Raw genomic sequence first — 16,306 nt, 5'->3', positions numbered from 1 at the left:
CAGGCCCCGCAGGCAGCCGATCCGGTACGCAGCGTGACGCTCCGCGCGGAGTTGACCGAGGCGTCGGCCGAGCGCCACCTGGGGGCCGTCTGCTTCAAGATCGGGCCGCCGGCCCTGGTCGGGGTCGAGGCGGAGTGGTTCGTCCACGACATCCGATGTCCCGGCTCCCCGGTGGATCCCGACCGGGTGGCGGCCGCGCTGGCGGCGCTGCCCCTCTCGGCCGACGGCCCGGTGCTCCCGGCGGGCTCGCGGCTGACGCGCGAACCGGGCGGGCAGGTCGAGCTCAGCTCCCCGCCCGCCGCCGACCCGGCCGACTGCGCGGCCGGGCTGAGCACCGACCAGGCGGTGCTGCGGGCGGCACTGGCCGCCGAGGGCCTGCGGCTGACCGGCAGCGGCACCGACCCGATGGACCGCGAGCGGCGGATGCAGGCCGTCCACCCGCGCTACCGGGCGATGGGGCGGTACTTCGACCGCGGCGGCCCGTGGGGCCGGATCATGATGACCGGTACCGCCTCCGTGCAGGTCTGCGTGGACGCGGGCACCGAGGCCGACCACGCGCGGCGCTGGCGGCTCGCGCACGAGTTGGGGCCGGTGCTGGTCGGCGCGTTCGCCAACTCGCCGCTGCTGGAGGGCCGTCCGACCGGCTGGAAGTCCACCCGGCAGCTGGTCTGGTCCCGGATGGACCCCTCCCGGACGCTGGCCCCGCCGCTGTCCGCCGACCCCAGCGACGCCTGGACGCGGTACGTGCTGGACGCGGCGCTGCTGTGCGTGCGCCGCCCGGACGGGCTGCCCTGGGACGCGCCGGCCGGACTGACCTTCCGCGAGTGGCTGCGCGGCGCGGGCGAGCGGCCCGCCGTGCTGGCCGACCTGGACTACCACCGCACCACGCTGTTCCCGCCGGTGCGCCCGCGCGGCCACCTGGAGCTGCGGATGATCGACGCCCAGCCCGGCGAGGGCTGGCGGGTGCCACTGGCCCTGGTCAGCGCGCTGCTGGACGACCCGCGGGCCGCCGACGAGGCGCGCGCCGCCCTGGAGCGGCTCGGCCACGCGGGCAGCCGCGCCCCGCGTTCGGGCCTGTGGCGGCGCGCCGCCGCGCTCGGCATGGCCGACCCGGACCTGCGCCGCGCCGCACTGCTGTGCTTCGCCGCCGCCGAACGCGCGCTGTCCCGCCGGGGCAGCGAACTGCGCACCGCGCTGGTCGAGTTCGCCGAACGGTACCCGGCCCGCGGCCGCTGCCCGGCCGACGACCAGCTGGCCGCCCTGCGCACCGGCGGCGGCCCCGCCCTCCAGGAGGACGCCCCGTGCTGAACGCCCTCTCCCCCGTGCCGCAGGAGGACGCCCCGTGCTGAACGCCGACCGGACCGACCCCGCCCTGCTGCGCGAGCTGATCGCCACCGAGCTGCTGACCGCCCGGGAGCGCACCGCGCAGCTGACCGAAGCGGTCGACGACGCCGAACTCGTCGCCCAGCACTCGCCGTTGATGTCTCCGCTGGTGTGGGACCTGGCGCACATCGGCAACCAGGAGGAGCTGTGGCTGCTGCGCAACGTCGGCGGTCGCGACCCGATGCACCCGGAGATCGACCCGCTGTACGACGCGTTCGAGCACCCCCGGGCCGAGCGCCCCCGGCTGCCGCTGCTGCCGCCCGCCGAGGCCCGCGCCTACGCGCACGAGGTGCGCGGCCGGGTGCTGGACCTGCTGGCCGCCTCCCCGCTGGAGGGCGCGCCGCTGCTGGACGCCGGGTTCGCGTTCGGGATGATCGCCCAGCACGAGCAGCAGCACGACGAGACCATGCTGATCACCCACCAGCTGCGCACCGGCCCGGCCGTGCTGGACGCCCCGCCGCCGCCCGCCGCCGTCGGCGGCCCGCTCGCGCCCGAAGTGCTCGTCCCGGCGGGGCCGTTCACCATGGGCACCGACACCGAACCGTGGGCGCTGGACAACGAGCGCCCCGCCCACCAGGTCGACCTGCCGGCGTTCTGGCTGGACACCGCGCCCGTCTCCAACGGCGCCTACCGGCGCTTCATCGCCGACGGCGGCTACGACGACCCGCGCTGGTGGACGCCCGAGGGCTGGGCGCACCGGATGTCGGCGGGCCTGGAGGCGCCGCTGTTCTGGCGGCGCGACGGCGGCCAGTGGCTGCGCCGCCGCTTCGGCCACGTCGAGCCGGTGCCGGACGACGAGCCGGTGCTGCACGTGAGCTGGTACGAGGCGGACGCGTACGCCCGGTGGGCGGGGCGGCGGCTGCCGACCGAGGCCGAGTGGGAGAAGGCCGCCCGGCACGACCCGGTCTCCGGCCGCTCCCGGCGCTTCCCGTGGGGCGACGCCTCCCCCGGACCGGAGCACGCCAACCTGGGCCAGCGGCACCTGCGCCCGGCCCCCGTCGGCGCCTACCCGGAGGGTGAGTCGCCGTACGGCGCGCGGCAGTTGATCGGCGACGTGTGGGAGTGGACGGCCAGCGACTTCACCGGCTACCCGGGGTTCGCGGCCTGGCCGTACCAGGAGTACTCGGAGGTGTTCTTCGGCCCCGAGTACAAGGTGCTGCGCGGCGGCTCGTTCGCGGTCGCCCCGGTCGCCTGCCGGGGCACCTTCCGCAACTGGGACTACCCGGTGCGGCGGCAGATCTTCTCCGGGTTCCGCACCGCGCGCGACGCGGAACCCAGGACGGGGGTGTAGGCGCGGTGTGCCGCCACTTCGCCTACCTGGGACGGCCGGTGCCGATCCGCTCGGTCCTGCTCGACCCGCCGTACGGGCCGCTGCACCAGTCCTGGGCGCCCCGGCTGCAGCGCTACGGCACCGTCAACGCGGACGGCTACGGCGTCGGCTGGTACGCGGCCGGCGACGAACGTCCGGCCCGCTACCGGCGGGAGGGCCCGATCTGGGCCGACCGCGACCTGGCCGACCTGGCCCGGGTGGTCAGTTCGCACGCGGTGCTCGGCGCCGTCCGCTCCGCCACCGCCGGCTGCGCGGCCGGGGCGCAGGCCGCCGCCCCGTTCGCCGCCGGGCGCTGGCTGTTCAGCCACAACGGCGCGCTGCCCGGCTGGCCGCGCGCCTTCACCCCGCTGGCCGAACTGCTGCCCGCCGCCGAGCTGTTGGAGCTGGAGGCGCGCACCGACTCGGCACTGCTGTGGGCGCTGGTGCTGAACCGGCTGCGCGCGGGCGGCAAGCTCGGCGAGGCGCTCGCCGAAGTCTGCCTGCTGGCCTCGGAGATCGCCGAGTCCAGGATCAACCTGCTGGCCACCGACGGCACTTCGATCGCCGCCACGACCTGGGGCGACACCCTGTTCCAGCGCCGGGGCGCCGACGGATCCGTCCTGGTCGCCTCCGAGCCCTTCGACGACGGGCCCGAATGGTCCGAAGTCCCGGACCGCACCCTGCTGGTGGCCGACGCGGCCGGCAGCGTGCTGACCCCGCTGGCCCCCGTCGGCCCGCGCACCCGAGAGGACGCACCGCGATGACCGGATACCAGCTCACCCGCCTGCTGCCCCCCGACCACCTGCACCACGCGCTGCGCGCCGACGTCCGCGAAGGGCTGAGCGGGGTGCCCAAACGGCTGCCGCCGAAGTGGTTCTACGACGCCCGGGGCTCCGAGCTGTTCGAGGAGATCACCCGGCTGCCCGAGTACTACCCCACCCGGGCCGAGCGTGAGATCCTCACCGCCCGCGCCGCCACCGTCGCCGCCACCACCCGGGCCCGCACCCTGGTCGAACTCGGCTCCGGCTCCTCGGAGAAGACCCGGCTGCTGCTGGACGCGCTGCGCGCCGCCGGCACCCTGGAGCGCTACGTCCCGGTGGACGTCAGCGAGAGCGCGCTCGAATCCGCCGCGAAGGCGCTGATCGACGAGTACCCGGGCCTGGAAGTCTCCGCGGTGCTCTCCGACTTCACCAAGAGCCTCGGCCTGCCCGACGGCGGCGGCCCCCGCCTGGTGGTGTTCCTCGGCGGCACCCTCGGCAACCTGCTGCCCGCCGAGCGCGCCGCCTTCCTGACCGGCCTGCGGGCCCAGCTCCTGCCCGGGGACCGGCTGCTGCTCGGCACCGACCTGGTCAAGGACGCCTCGGTGCTGCTCGCCGCGTACGACGACGCGGCGGGCGTCACGGCGGCCTTCAACCGCAACCTGCTGTCCGTGCTGAACCGGGAGCTGAACGCGGACTTCGAACCGGACCAGTTCGCGCACGTCGCGCTCTGGGACGCCGAGCACGAGTGGATCGAGATGCGGCTGCGCTCGCTGCGCGCCCAGACCGTCAAGGTCGCCGAACTCGGCCTGCCGGTGCACTTCGAGGCCGGCGAGGAGCTGTACACCGAGGTCTCCGCGAAGTTCCGCCGCGAACGCGTCGAACGCGAACTCTTCGCCGCCGGAATGCGCCTGACCGACTGGTGGACCGACGACGAAGGGCGCTTCGGGCTCTCGCTCTCCCGCCCCTTCGAGGACGGTTCGGACTAGGGTCCGTCCTCCGGCGCCGGTGGGGCCTGCGGGCGGACGGCGTGCCGCAGCAGGCCCGCCCACAGGCGGGCGCGGCCGCCGCGGTCGAGCGCTTCGTGCGCGGCCAGCAGGCCGCCGGTGACCGCGCCGAGGAAGCCTCCGGCCAGGCAGTCCTGGCCGGAGAGGTAGAGGCCGTCGATCGCGGTGCGCGGGCGCAGCCAGTCCGCCCGGCCCGGTTCGCGGCCGTCGCCGAAGGCGGTGACGTCCTTGGCGAGGCCGTAGAGGCTGCCGCCGGGCCAGCCGGCGAAGTGCTCGGCCGTCAGCGGGGTGCCGAGTTCGTGGTAGGCGACCCGGCCGCGGGTGCGGGGCAGTTGGCGGTGGAGCAGGTCGAGGAGGTGCGCGGTGAGTTCGGCCTTCAGCGCCAGGTACTCCGGGCTGCGGCGGTGCCACCGCGAGCCGCGGAAGGGCTCGAACAGCTCCGGGCGGACGTAGGCGAGGACCTCGCCGGTCGACCGGCCGGGGTGACGGGCGCTCCAGGTGGGGTCCTTGGCGCAGGAGAAGGAGAGGAAGCAGCCGCTGGTGCGTCCGCCCGTGCCGTCGAAGAAGGCGTCGCAGTCGCCGTCGGTGACGAGCAGGTTGTGCCGGGGGAGGCCGAGTTCCTCGGGGTCGCCGTCGAGGCCGAGGAAGAGCAGCACGAACGGGAAGCCGCGCCGCATCCCGTCCAGGCGGTCCGGCGCGGGGCCCGGCAGCGCGGTCGCGGACGGTGGCAGCAGGGTGCGGTAGGTGTGGTGCGCGCCCGCCGCGCTGACCACCACCGGGGCCCGCACCCGGGTGCCGTCCGCCAGCAGCACGCCGGTGGCCCGCGTCCCGTCCAGTTCGATCCGGGCGACCGGTGCCCGGACGAAGACCTCGCCGCCCGCGGCGCGGACCGGGTCGAGCATCGCGCGGGCGATCGCGGCGCTGCCGCCCACCGGGTACCAGGCGCCGGTCCGGAAGTGCTCGAACATCACGGCGAGGAGGAAGAACGGCAGCCTGGCGGTGGAGTCGGCCAGCAGCAGGGCGCTGCGGGTGAGGACGGCCTGCCGCAGCCGCTCGTCGCCGATCAGCCCTTCCACCACCTCCCGGGCCGGGCGCATCGCCTCGGGCGGTACGGCGGCCGCGCGCAGCAGCCGGGCCAGCCGCCGGGCCACCGGGCCCGAGAGGCGGCCCGCGGCCAGGGCGGGGAGCACCGCCCGGCACCGCCCCACCAGGGCGAACAGCGCTTCGATGCCGGCCCGTTCGGCCGGGAAGCGGGCGGTCAGTTCGGCCCGGTAGGCGTCGAAGCCGACCGGGCCCGCGTGCACCTCGTCGGCCAGCCGGTACTCGTCGCACGGGTCCCCGACCGGGGCCCACCGCAGGGCGCCGCCGGTCAGGTAGTCGGAGACCACCCGGACCGGTTCGCGCGGGGCGAGTTGGCCGACGTAGTGGATGCCGACGTCCCACTCCCAGCCGCGGCGCCGGTAGGCGTGGGTGTAGCCGCCCGCGGTGTAGTGCTGTTCGAAGACCGCGACCCTGCGCCCCTGGCGGGCCAGGCAGACCGCGGTGGTCAGCCCGCCGGCCCCGGAGCCGATCACCACCGCGTCGTACCGGTCCGCGACCGCGCCCGCCGTCAGCGGCCTGCCCACCAGTACGCGTCCCGCCACGTCCGTCACCTCCGCCGAGCCGGTCCGGGGGCGGAAGGAGCTCCACCACCCGGTACAACTCCCCGGGCCGTGGACGGTTACGGTCCCGGCCGTCCGTTATTCGGTGGCGCGGGCCCGGGGCTGTCCGGAGAATGCCCGGGTGCAGATGACTGAGCAGCGGACGGCGACCGTCGTGGTCGAGTGGCAGGGCGAACTCGTGGGGGCGGTGGGCCCGTTCGCGACGGACTCGCCGTACTGGGCGCAGGTCGGCGAGGTGGCCGCGACGGCCTCCCGGCTCGCGGGGGCGCCGCTCGCGGTGCTGCGGCTGCTGTCGGTGACGGGCGGCGAGGGCGGCCGGGGCGGCGGGGCGGTGTACCTGGCGGTGGCGCAGCAGCGACCGACGGGTGCGCTCGCCGGGGCCGGGCAGTGGCCGGACGAGGGACACCCGCTGCGGCTGCGCTGGGCGTCGGCGGACGGGCTGGCCGCGGAATGGGCCTGGGCGGACGGCGAGTTGGCGGCGCTGGGCCGGGCCAGGAGCGGCCCGGTGGAGCAGGTGCGGAGCTGGAACCTGTCGGCGCTGTCGCGCTTCCCGACCGCGGCCGGCCCGGTGTGGCTGAAGAGCACGCCGCCGTTCGCGGTGCCGGAGGCGGCGGTGATCGCCCGGGCGGGGAAGGCCGATCCGGGGCTGGTGCCGCAGGTGCTGGCGGCGGACGGCCGGCGGGCGCTGCTGGCGGACGTGCCGGGCGTGGACTGCTGGGGCGTGCCGGAGGACGGCATGCTGGAGGTGGTCGACCGGTGGGCGGCCGCGCAGGCGGCGGTCGCGGCGGACGGCCCGGGCGAGTTGGCGGACTGCTCGCCGACCGCCCTCGCGGAGCGCTTCCCGGCGCTGCTGGAGCGGCTGCGCCCGGAGCTGTCGGAGCAGGAGTACGCGCAGGCCCGGGAGCTGGCCGGGCGGCTGCCCGCGATCGCCCGCGAACTCGAGTCCTGCGGGCTGCCGTTGACGCTGCTCCACGGCGACTTCCACCCGGGCAACTGGCGCTTCGACGGCGAGCGGACCACCGTCCTGGACTTCTCGGACGCGGCCTGGGGCCACCCGGCGCTGGACGGGCTGCGACCGGCGGAGTTCCTGTCGCCCGAGCGCTGGTCGGACCTCCGGGCCCGCTGGGTGGCGGCCTGGCGGGAGCTGGAACCGCGCAGCGCCCCGGAGCGGGCCCTGGAACTGGCGCCGCCGCTGGCGCACGTGCACTACGCGCTGCGCTACCAGGAGTTCCTGGACGGCATCGAGCCGAGCGAGCACCCGTACCACGCGGGCGACCCGGCCGGCGAGGTGCGGCGGGCGCTGCGGGAGGCGGCGGCCGGGTGAGCGGGTCGCCGTCGGCGCGCGAACCGTACGAGGCGCCGGCGCGCGCGGAACCGGGGGACGCCGCACGGCGGTCGGCCCGCTGGAGGGAACGCTCCCGGCCCGGCTGCCCGGCGCCGTCGGCCCGGGCGTCCGCGTTCACCGCGCTGCCGGAGCCCGCGGCGGGCGTCGGGGGCTGCCGGGACCACGAGGCCGGCTGACCGGCGGCTCAGGGCAGGTCGCCGCCGGTGGCGAGGGCCGCTCCGAGGGCGGCGACCAGCAGGCCGGCCAGCAGCAGCGCCGCCGCCCCGGTGAGAGCACCGAGGGCGCCGAGGACGGCGGCGAGGCGGGGCCGGTCGACGGTGTCGGCGGGGAGGGCGCCCTCGGGGCGGCCGGGCAGGTAGCGGACCTGGACCCGGTCGCCGACGGCGCGCGGGGTGTCGCCGTCGTCCTCGACCCGGACGGGCAGGTGGTCGGCGGTGCGGAAGCCGAGGACGGCGCGGCGGTCGGTGTGGACCTGCCGGGTCTCGGCGTGCCGGTGCGTGCTGACGTGCGTCTCCAGGACTTCGGCCTCGGCGGTGAGGCCGTCGGCCCGCAGGCGGCGCAGCCGGGCGCCGTGGCGCAGCCGTTGGACGGCGAGGGCGGTGCCGAGGGCGGCGAGCAGCAGTCCCGCGCCGCCGGTCGCCGTGCCGATCGCCGCGTCCGCCCAGTCCATCCGTCCCCCCTGTCCCCGGTTCCGCTCGCATGGACGTGCGGGGCCGGGGGGCGGTTCCCGCGCGGGCTCAGGGCAGGCGGTGGTAGCGCAGGTCGAGGCCGTCGAGGAGGGCGTCGAGGCCGGTGTCGAAGGCGCCTTCGTCGATGGTGCGGCGGTGTTCGGCGAGGCGGTGGGCGTCGCCGAGGTGGGGGTAGTCGGCGGTGTCGTAGAGGGCGGCGTCGTCGGGGAAGCCGGCCGCGAAGGAGCCGAGGGCGGAGCCGGTGACGAAGTAGCGCATCAGGGCGCCGATCCGGGTGGCCTGGCCGCGCGGCCAGCCGGCGTCGACCAGGCAGCCGAAGACGGCGTCGGCCAGCCGGAGCGCGTTGGGGCGGCGGCCGGGGCCCTGGGCGAGGACGGGGACGAGGTGGGGGTGGGCGGCGAGGGCGGCGCGGTAGGAGCGGGCCCAGGCGCGCAGGGCGGCGCGCCAGTCGTCCGGCGCGTCGAACATGCCGAGGTCGACCTCGCCCATCACACTGTCGACGACGGCGTCGAGCAGCTCGTCCTTGGTGGCGAAGTGGTTGTAGAGCGAGGGGCCGCTGACCGAGAGTTCGGCGGCCAGCCGGCGGGTGGAGAGCGCGGCCAGGCCCTCGGCGTCGACCAGGGCGAGCGCGGCGGCGATGATGCGTTCCCGGCTGAGCAGGGGGGTGCGGGGTCGGGCGATCTCCGCCTCCTGGGGCGCGGGCCGGATGGGTCCGGGCCATTGTCGCAGGTGCTCGCGGGGGCCTGGCGGGTGCTCTTCCGCGCCGGGCCGGAGCGGGCTACAGTCATCGTAAAACTTGCAGTGCTAGTTTATCGGTGCCGCAGGGCACCGCAGGATCATCGACTTGTTCGGGGTGTCGCCGCGTGGACCTGGAACTGACCGAAGAGCAGTCCGCCGTACGGGAGTTGGCGGCTTCTTTCACCGACCGGGAGATCGTGCCGTTCGCCGCCGGGTGGGACCGCGCCGAGTCGATCGACCTGGGCGTGGTGAAGAAGCTCGGCGACCTGGGCTTCCTGGGGCTGACCCTGCCGGAGGAGTACGGCGGCAGCGGCGGCGACCACCTGGCGTACTGCCTGGTGCTGGAGGAGCTGGGCCGCGGCGACTCCTCGGTGCGCGGCGTGGTGTCGGTGTCGCTGGGGCTGGTCGCCAAGTCGATCAACGCGTTCGGCACCGAGGAGCAGAAGCGCGCGTGGCTGCCCCGGCTGTGCTCGGGCGAGGCGCTGGGCTGCTTCGCGCTGACCGAGCCCGGCACCGGCTCGGACGCGGCGAACCTGACCACCCGGGCCGAACGCGACGGGGACGACTGGCTGATCTCCGGCGCGAAGATGTTCATCACCAACGGGACGTGGGCGGACGTCGCCCTGCTCTTCGCCCGCACCGGCGAGCCCGGGCACCGGGGCGTGACCGCCTTCCTGGTGCCCACCGACCTGCCCGGCTTCGAACGGCGGCTGGTGCACGGCAAGTTGGGCCTGCGCGGGCAGGCCACCGCCGAGCTGTCCTTCGACCGGGTCCGGGTGCCGGACGGCGCCCGCCTCGGCGAGGTCGGCAAGGGCTTCACGGTCGCGATGGCCGCCCTCGCCAAGGGCCGGATGTCGGTCGCGGCGGGCTGCGTGGGCATCGCGCGGGGCGCGCTGGACGCGGCGGTGCGCTACGCCGGGGAGCGCGAGCAGTTCGGAAAGCCCATCGCCGCCCACCAGCTGGTGCAGGAGCTGCTGGCCGACATCGCCGTCGACGTCGACGCGGCCCGCCTGCTGACCTGGCGGGTCGCCGACCTGATCGACCGGGGCCTGCCGTTCGCCACCGAGTCCTCCGTCGCCAAGCTGTACGCCTCCGAGGCGGCGGTGCGCTGCGCCAACAACGCGCTGCAGGTGTTCGGCGGCTACGGCTTCATCGACGAGTACCCGGTCGGCAAGTACCTGCGCGACGCCCGGGTGATGACCCTGTACGAGGGCACCAGCCAGATCCACAAGCTGCTCATCGGGCGGTCCCTCACCGGCGTCAACGCCTTCTGACCTCCCGCGTCCACTCTCCGCCCACCGACAAGGAGCCCGACGAAGTGCTTCCGGTCTTCATCGCCGCCGCCCGCCGCACCCCGATCGGCCGGCTGCGCGGCGCCCTCTCCGCCATCCGGCCCGACGACCTGTCGGCGGCCGTGCTGCGCGGACTGCTCGACACCGTGCCCGCGCTGGATCCGGCGCGGATCGACGAGGTGTACTGGGGCGCCGCCAACCAGGCCGGCGAGGACAACCGCAACCTGGCCCGGATGGCCGTCCTGCTGGCCGGGCTGCCGGACAGCGTGCCGGGGGCGACCGTCAACCGGCTGTGCGCGTCCGGGATGGAGGCCGTCACCACGGCGGCCCGGGCGATCGGCTCCGGCGAGGCGGACGTGGTGGTGGCGGGCGGCTGCGAGTCGATGAGCCGCGCCCCGTTCGTGCTGCCCCGCCCGGACGAGGCGCTGCCGCACCGGATGGAGACCTTCGACACCCGGCTGGGCTGGCGGATGACCAACCCCCGGATGCGCGAGCTGCACGGCGTGCTGTCGATGGGCGAGACCGCCGAGGAGGTCGCCGCCCGCTACCGCATCGGGCGCGAGGCGCAGGACGCGTTCGCGCTGCGCAGCCACCGACTGGCCGCCGCCGCACGGGAGTCGGGGCACTTCGACGCCGAACTGCTGCCCGTCGCGCGCCCGGACGGGACGGCGGTGGAGCGCGACGAGTCGATCCGGCCGGACACCACCGCCGAGAAGCTCGCCGCCCTCAAGCCGGTGTTCCGCCCCGGCGGCACCGTCACGGCGGGCAACGCCTCGCCGATGAACGACGGCGCGGCCGCGCTACTGCTGGTCAGCGAACGAGCCCTGGCCGAGCTGGGGTTGGAGCCGCTGGGCCGGTACGTGGCGGGCGCCTCGGCGGGCGTGCACCCGGACGTGATGGGCATCGGGCCGGTGCCGGCCACCCGGCGGGTGCTGGAGCGCTCCGGCTGGAAGCTCACCGACCTGGACACCGCCGAGTTCAACGAGGCGTTCGCCGCCCAGGCGCTGGCCTCCGTCGGCGAGTTGGGCATCGACCCGGAGCTGGTCAACCCCTCCGGCGGGGCGATCGCGCTGGGCCACCCGCTGGGCTGCTCGGGCGCCCGGATCCTCACCACGCTGCTGCACCGGATGCGCCGCACCGGCGCCCGGCGCGGCCTGGCCACCATGTGCGTGGGCGTCGGCCAGGGCTCCGCCGTCCTGCTCGAACGCGACTGAACTCCCTTATCCCCCAACAGACATGACACATCCTCAGAAACGGAGTGTGACGGTGGGCAGGTTCGAAGGCAAGGTCGCGGTGGTGACCGGGGCCGCGCAGGGCATCGGCGCGGCGACGGCCCGGCGGCTGGCCGCGGAGGGCGCCGCGGTGGCGGTGGTCGACCTCACGGCGGAGCGCGCGAAGGGCACCGTCGAGGAGATCGCGGCGGCGGGCGGCAGCGCCCGGGCGTACGGGTGCGACGTCGCCGACTACGACGCGGTGCAGGCCCTGTTCGCCGCCGTGGTCGAGGAGTTGGGCGGGGTGCACGTCCTGGTCAACAACGCCGGGATCACCCGCGACAACCTGTTCTTCAAGATGCCCAAGCAGGACTGGGACACCGTCCTCACGGTCAACCTGACCAGCGCCTACAACTGCTCGCACGTCGCGCAGAAGTACTTCGTGGCGCAGAAGTACGGCAAGATCGTGTCGCTCAGCTCGCGTTCCGCACTGGGCAACCGGGGCCAGGCCAACTACGCGGCGGCGAAGGCCGGCATCCAGGGCCTCACCGCCACCCTCGCCATCGAACTGGGCCCCTACAACGTCAACGTCAACGCCGTCGCGCCCGGCTACATCGCCACCTCGATGACCGCCGCGACCGCCGAACGCGTCGGCGCCACCCCCGAGGAGCACCAGGCCGAGGTCGCCGGCCGCACCCCGCTGCGCCGGGTCGGCCGCCCCGAGGAGGTGGCCGCCGTGGTCGCCTTCCTGGCCAGCGAGGACGCCTCCTACGTCAGCGGCCAGACGCTTTACGTCAACGGCGGTGCGCGTTAGGTCTGTTGGCGCTCAACGCCAGGACCACCGGCGGTACGGGGGCCGGCCCGGTCGGCGGTCGTTCGCGCTCGGGTTGGAGGACGCCCGGGTCGTCGAGCCCGGCGGCGCTCCGCACCAGCCCGGTGGCCTGCCGGCCCGTCCGGTCGTCCCCGGCGGCCGCTGCGCGGGCGGATCGCCGCCGGCCACCACGAGACCCGGCTGTGCGGCTCGCTGGGACGGGAGCCGGCCGTGGTCTCGAACGGCGAGCGGGCCACGGTCGTGCTGCTCGCGGCCCCGGCGACCCGGGCGAGCACGCCGTCGCCCCGGACGCGGACGTCCCCTGGTCCGTCGACCGCTGAACACCCGGAGACCACCGCGGCCGATCGATCGGAGCGGTCGGCGGAACGGAGCGGGCGGCCGTTTCACCTGTCCGGCCGCCCGCCGTTCGACCATCGGGGGGTGCGTACGGGCCCGCTGGCGGCCCGTCAGCGCGTCGCGGGTTCGTGGACGACCGGGCCCGAGCAGACTCGGGCGTCCACCGTTCCCACTCGCCGAGAGGTCCGAGGTGAAACCAGGACAGCACGTCTCCCCTCCGAAGAGCAGACACCGGCTGGGCCGGGCGCTGAGCGCCGCCCTCACCGCAGCGCTCATCCCGTTCAGCCTCGTCGCCACCGCCCCCGCCGCCCGGGCCGCGACGCTCCCGGGCGGCCTCGGGCCCTGCCTGGGGGCGGCCTGCCCCGCCGTGTTCCCCCCGATCAACAACGGGCCCTTCGCCGGGCGCGACGAGAACGTCAACGTCTTCGTCGGCGGCGACTTCAACGTCACCGGGTCCGCGGCCGAGGCCGAGGGCCGGGTGGTGACGCTCGGGAACTTCTCGCAGAACAAGGCGCAGGGCGTCAGCGCCGTCTACAACGTCGGCATCGTGGGCGTCGGCTCGCGCGTCCCCCCGCCGGACGGCTCGGACTTCCTCGTCACCGGCGGCAACATCACCGTGGCCCAGGACCAGCGGCTGCTCGCCGAGGGCGGCGTCGTCCGCCACGCCGGGACGGTCGACGGCACCGTGCTCGGCACCCTCGTCCAGGACCCGCAGGCCGTCGCCGCCTACACCCCGCTGCGCGGGCAGCTCCAGGCGGCCAGCGAGTGCTACGCCGGCACCGGGGCGCCCCGGCCCGCCACCGGGACCGCCGTCAACCAGGGCTTCCAGACCCTGTTCACCGGTGACGGCACGTCGGCGCTCCAGGTCTTCAACGTGGACTTCGACCTCACCACGGCCACCGGCGCCCAGCAGGGCATCGTCTTCGCGAACATCCCCCCGGGCGCCACGGTGCTGGTCAACCTGCTCGGAGGAGCCCGCACGGTCAGCACGTTCAGCGGCGGCATCGACGACAGCGACCCGTTCAACCAGCTCCGCGAACACCTGCTGTGGAACGTGCCGACCGCGGGGACGGTCACCTTCACCGGCACCGGCCAGTTCCAGGGCAGCATCCTGGTGGGCAACCCGGCCAGCTCCACCACCGTGAACATGCCCGGCCTGAACGGCCGCTTCTTCACCACCGGCACTCTGAACCACACCTCCGGCGGCTCCGGCGGCACCGGCACGGAGATCCACGCCTACCCGTTCGACGGCGACCTTCCCGACTGCACCACACCCGCCAACGGCATCTGCTCGGCCACCGACCTGCCCCTGGGCACCTACTACTGGCAGGAAGTCTCCGCCCCCAACGGCTACGACCTGCCCGCCCAGCCCGTCAGCACGGTCGAGCTCACCTGCACCACACCCGCCAACGGCATCTGCTCGGCCACCGACCTGCCCCTGGGCACCTACTACTGGCAGGAAGTCTCCGCCCCCAACGGCTACGACCTGCCGGGCGACCCGGTGACCACGGTCGTGCTGACCGAGGACCGTCCCGACGCGGCGGCCACCGTGGCGGACGCCAAGGAGTGCCCGCCCGAGCCGTGTCCGCCCGAGCCCTGCCCGCCCGACGGCGACGGCCCGCACAAGCCGGGACACTGGCCTGGGCACTGGTCGGGACACGGGCCGGGACACTGGCCGGTGCGCGCCGACGGGTAACCGCCCCCGGCGCGAACGAGGTGCCCGGGACCGCTGCGGCGGTCCCGGGCCGTTTCCGTTCCGGACTACCGGCGGGACTCCGCGAGCTGCCTCAAGTACCGCTCCGCGGCGCGGAGTTTGCGGTTCTCAGGGCCGGGGAGGTGGGCGCGCAGCTCGATGATCTCGGGGGCGATGCGGATGGCCTCGACCGGGTCCTTGACGGCGCGCCAGCAGGCTTCGGCGTTGGTGACGGCGCGCTGGGTCTCGGGGTGGTCGGGGCCGTCGGTGCGCAGCAGCGCCGTGGCGACCTGGCGGTAGAGCTCGGCGGCGACGGAGGGCCGGCCGCCGACCCGGCAGACGTGGGCGCGGACCTGGCGGACCTGGAGCACCACGGACGCCTGGGAGCCGTACGCGTCGACGGCCTTCGTCTCCAGCGCGAGCGCGAGCGCGGAGGCGGTCTCGTGGTCGCCGGCCTCCGCGCTGCGGACGATGTCGCCGATCGCCTCCAGGTACTCGCTGGGCGGCGCCTGCCCGGCGTCCGGGGCGGCCGGCGGCGGGGACTGCGGCGGGATGCCGGTCTTCTTGCCGAGCCGGACGGCCGGGACGGTCCGGGCGGGCGGGGCGGCGACCGCCGCGGCGGCGTCCTGGGCGGCGAGGACGGCCGGGGCCCCCGGGGCGGGCAGCGGGGTGGTGGCGGCGAGCGGGTCGTGCCGGGGGGCCGGGTCCGGCTCGGGGGCGCGTTCGACGAGCCCGGCGGCGACCGGCTTGTCCAGCGGGACGGTCGCCGCCAACGGGTCTGCGGGCAGCGGGAGTTCAGCCGTCCTGGCGATCGTCACGGCGTGCGCGGGCACGGGCGCGGTCACGGACTCGGCCGCGAGCGCGGGCACCGTGGAGCCCTTGCCGAGTTCGACCCGGGCCGGGGCCGCCGCCGGGGTCTGCTCCGTCACCGGCTCCGGCGTCCGTTCCGCCGTCCGCTCCGGTTTGCCGAGCGGGACGGTGGACAGCGTGTCCGCCGGGACCATCGGCTCGCCCTTGACCAGCGAGACGATCATCTTGCGGCGCGGCGGCGTCGCCGGGACGCCCGCCTTGCGCAGCGAGACCAGGCCGCGCGGCGTCCAGCCGGGGACCAGCCGGGACGTCCGGGCCGGTTCGGACCCGGCGGGGCGGACGGCCCCGCCGGGCGCGACGACGGGGGCGGGGGCGGGACCCGCGGCGGTCTCGGGCCGGGTGCGGACGGCGGGCGCGGGCTCGCCGGTGCCGATCTGCCGTGCGGTGTTGCGGAAGTAGGGCCGGTCGGCGGGGTGCGCGGTGATCACCACGGTGTCGGCCCGCAGCACCGAGTTGACCTGCTGGCGGACGAGTTCGGGGGTGAGGAACTGGTCGGCGCCGGGGCGGCCCCGGTGCAGCGCCTCGATCAGGGCGCGGGTGAAGGTGCCGAGTTGGTCGGGGTCGTGGTTGACGACGGCCCAGAGCGGGACGCCGTCGGAGAGCTGCTTGCCCGCGGTGGCGGCGAGGGTGGGCCAGACGACCTGGTCGGCGCTCAGGTCGCCGATCACCAGGGTGTCCAACTCGGTTCCTCGGTGCCGTAGTTCGGTGGCGATGGCGGACCAGGGCAGGCTCTCGGAGCTCTTGTTCTCGCGCAGCGAGAGGTAGAGCTGTTCGCCGCGCCGGTCGGTGATCAGGTGGCCGCCGAGGTGGATGAGCAGCGGGCCGGGGTGGCGGGAGGCGGCGCGCAGGTGGGCCAGGACGGTCTGCGGGTCGTTGGCGCCGGGCAGGTGGACGGCGTCGACCTGCCCGGCGGAGAGCAGGACCTGCGGGGCGACCCCGGCCAGTGCGGCGGAGAGCACGGAGGCGTGCGCGGTGCCACCGCGTCCCCAGCGGCGGCCGCCGCCGTAGCCGCCCTCGATGACCAGGATGCGTCCGCGCAGGCCGCCACCGATGCCGTGGGCGGGCGCGGGCACGACTCGATCCGGCCCGGGGGTGGGCGGCGGCGGGGGCGCGTCGGTGGCGACCGGGAAGGAGCCGGTCCAACCGGTGCCGCCGGGCGGGGCGGCGGGCGGGGCGGCGGGT

The 16,306-nt window shown here is 75.8% G+C and carries 12 protein-coding genes and 1 pseudogene; 9 read left to right on the top strand and 4 right to left on the bottom strand.

The window, feature by feature from the left end; translation table 11 throughout:
• The first annotated feature begins 33 nt into the window (after positions 1 to 33).
• From egtA to egtD, 4 genes are read left to right on the top strand one after another with little or no spacing between them, the layout of a single operon-like run.
• On the top strand, positions 34 to 1,308 hold the full coding sequence (gene egtA, locus OO48_RS17885; RefSeq protein WP_051732261.1) for an ergothioneine biosynthesis glutamate--cysteine ligase EgtA: 1,275 nt from the start codon (positions 34 to 36) through the stop codon (positions 1,306 to 1,308).
• Positions 1,309 to 1,342: 34 nt separating this feature from the next.
• A complete protein-coding gene (egtB, locus tag OO48_RS17880) occupies positions 1,343 to 2,674 on the top strand; it encodes an ergothioneine biosynthesis protein EgtB (RefSeq protein WP_033217381.1) in 1,332 nt (443 codons plus the stop codon).
• 5 nt (positions 2,675 to 2,679) lie between these two features.
• Positions 2,680 to 3,456, top strand: coding sequence for an ergothioneine biosynthesis protein EgtC (egtC, locus tag OO48_RS17875; RefSeq protein WP_033217379.1), 777 nt, complete (start codon positions 2,680 to 2,682; stop codon positions 3,454 to 3,456).
• The gene (gene egtD / locus OO48_RS17870; protein WP_033217376.1) at positions 3,453 to 4,439 is read left to right on the top strand and encodes an L-histidine N(alpha)-methyltransferase; all 987 of its coding nucleotides are present in this window, start codon (positions 3,453 to 3,455) and stop codon (positions 4,437 to 4,439) included. Before egtC ends, egtD begins: the two co-directional genes overlap by 4 nt.
• On the opposite strand, the gene OO48_RS17865 is transcribed toward egtD, so the two are convergent.
• On the bottom strand, positions 4,436 to 6,100 hold the full coding sequence (locus OO48_RS17865) for a phytoene desaturase family protein (protein ID WP_157845480.1): 1,665 nt from the start codon (positions 6,098 to 6,100) through the stop codon (positions 4,436 to 4,438). The two genes, egtD and OO48_RS17865, sit on opposite strands and share 4 nt — an antisense overlap.
• A gap of 145 nt (positions 6,101 to 6,245) precedes the next feature.
• Between OO48_RS17865 and OO48_RS17860 the strand changes: the two genes are divergently transcribed.
• Positions 6,246 to 7,442 (top strand): phosphotransferase family protein, encoded by a 1,197-nt coding sequence (locus OO48_RS17860; RefSeq protein ID WP_051732279.1) that lies wholly within the window; start codon positions 6,246 to 6,248, stop codon positions 7,440 to 7,442.
• A gap of 205 nt (positions 7,443 to 7,647) precedes the next feature.
• Here the strand turns inward: OO48_RS17860 and OO48_RS17850 are convergent, their stop codons facing one another.
• Complete coding sequence (locus OO48_RS17850; RefSeq protein ID WP_033217370.1) at positions 7,648 to 8,133, bottom strand: DUF3592 domain-containing protein; 486 nt, start codon at positions 8,131 to 8,133, stop codon at positions 7,648 to 7,650.
• Between the two features lie 67 nt (positions 8,134 to 8,200).
• Positions 8,201 to 8,833, bottom strand: coding sequence for a TetR/AcrR family transcriptional regulator (locus OO48_RS17845; protein WP_033217368.1), 633 nt, complete (start codon positions 8,831 to 8,833; stop codon positions 8,201 to 8,203).
• A 182-nt stretch (positions 8,834 to 9,015) separates the two neighbouring features.
• Here OO48_RS17845 and OO48_RS17840 point away from each other — a divergent pair, with 182 nt between their 5' ends.
• From OO48_RS17840 to OO48_RS34475, 4 genes are all read left to right on the top strand, one after another.
• Positions 9,016 to 10,164, top strand: coding sequence for an acyl-CoA dehydrogenase family protein (locus OO48_RS17840; protein WP_033217366.1), 1,149 nt, complete (start codon positions 9,016 to 9,018; stop codon positions 10,162 to 10,164).
• Positions 10,165 to 10,208: 44 nt separating this feature from the next.
• Positions 10,209 to 11,396, top strand: a complete 1,188-nt coding sequence (locus OO48_RS17835) for a thiolase family protein (RefSeq protein WP_033217364.1) — start codon at positions 10,209 to 10,211, stop codon at positions 11,394 to 11,396.
• A 52-nt stretch (positions 11,397 to 11,448) separates the two neighbouring features.
• The gene (gene fabG / locus OO48_RS17830; RefSeq protein ID WP_033217362.1) at positions 11,449 to 12,207 is read left to right on the top strand and encodes a 3-oxoacyl-ACP reductase FabG; all 759 of its coding nucleotides are present in this window, start codon (positions 11,449 to 11,451) and stop codon (positions 12,205 to 12,207) included.
• Between the two features lie 544 nt (positions 12,208 to 12,751).
• On the top strand, positions 12,752 to 14,257 hold the full coding sequence (locus OO48_RS34475) for a choice-of-anchor A family protein (RefSeq protein WP_051732260.1): 1,506 nt from the start codon (positions 12,752 to 12,754) through the stop codon (positions 14,255 to 14,257).
• Between the two features lie 65 nt (positions 14,258 to 14,322).
• Here OO48_RS34475 and OO48_RS17820 read toward each other — a convergent pair.
• Positions 14,323 to 16,306, bottom strand: a pseudogene (locus OO48_RS17820) (hypothetical protein); the annotation flags it as partial.

This window comes from Kitasatospora phosalacinea (assembly GCF_000716545.1).
GTDB lineage: Bacteria > Actinomycetota > Actinomycetes > Streptomycetales > Streptomycetaceae > Kitasatospora > Kitasatospora phosalacinea.
Note: the sequence above shows the minus strand (reverse complement) of the source record. Positions and strands in the feature narration are given on the sequence as shown.

Excerpts from the sequence above, each read along its gene's own strand:
- egtD (WP_033217376.1), top strand. The coding sequence starts at position 3,453 with ATGACCGGATACCAGCTCACCCGCCTGCTGCCCCCCGACCACCTGCAC.
- OO48_RS17860 (WP_051732279.1), top strand. The coding sequence starts at position 6,246 with ATGACTGAGCAGCGGACGGCGACCGTCGTGGTCGAGTGGCAGGGCGAA.
- OO48_RS17850 (WP_033217370.1), bottom strand. The coding sequence starts at position 8,133 with ATGGACTGGGCGGACGCGGCGATCGGCACGGCGACCGGCGGCGCGGGA.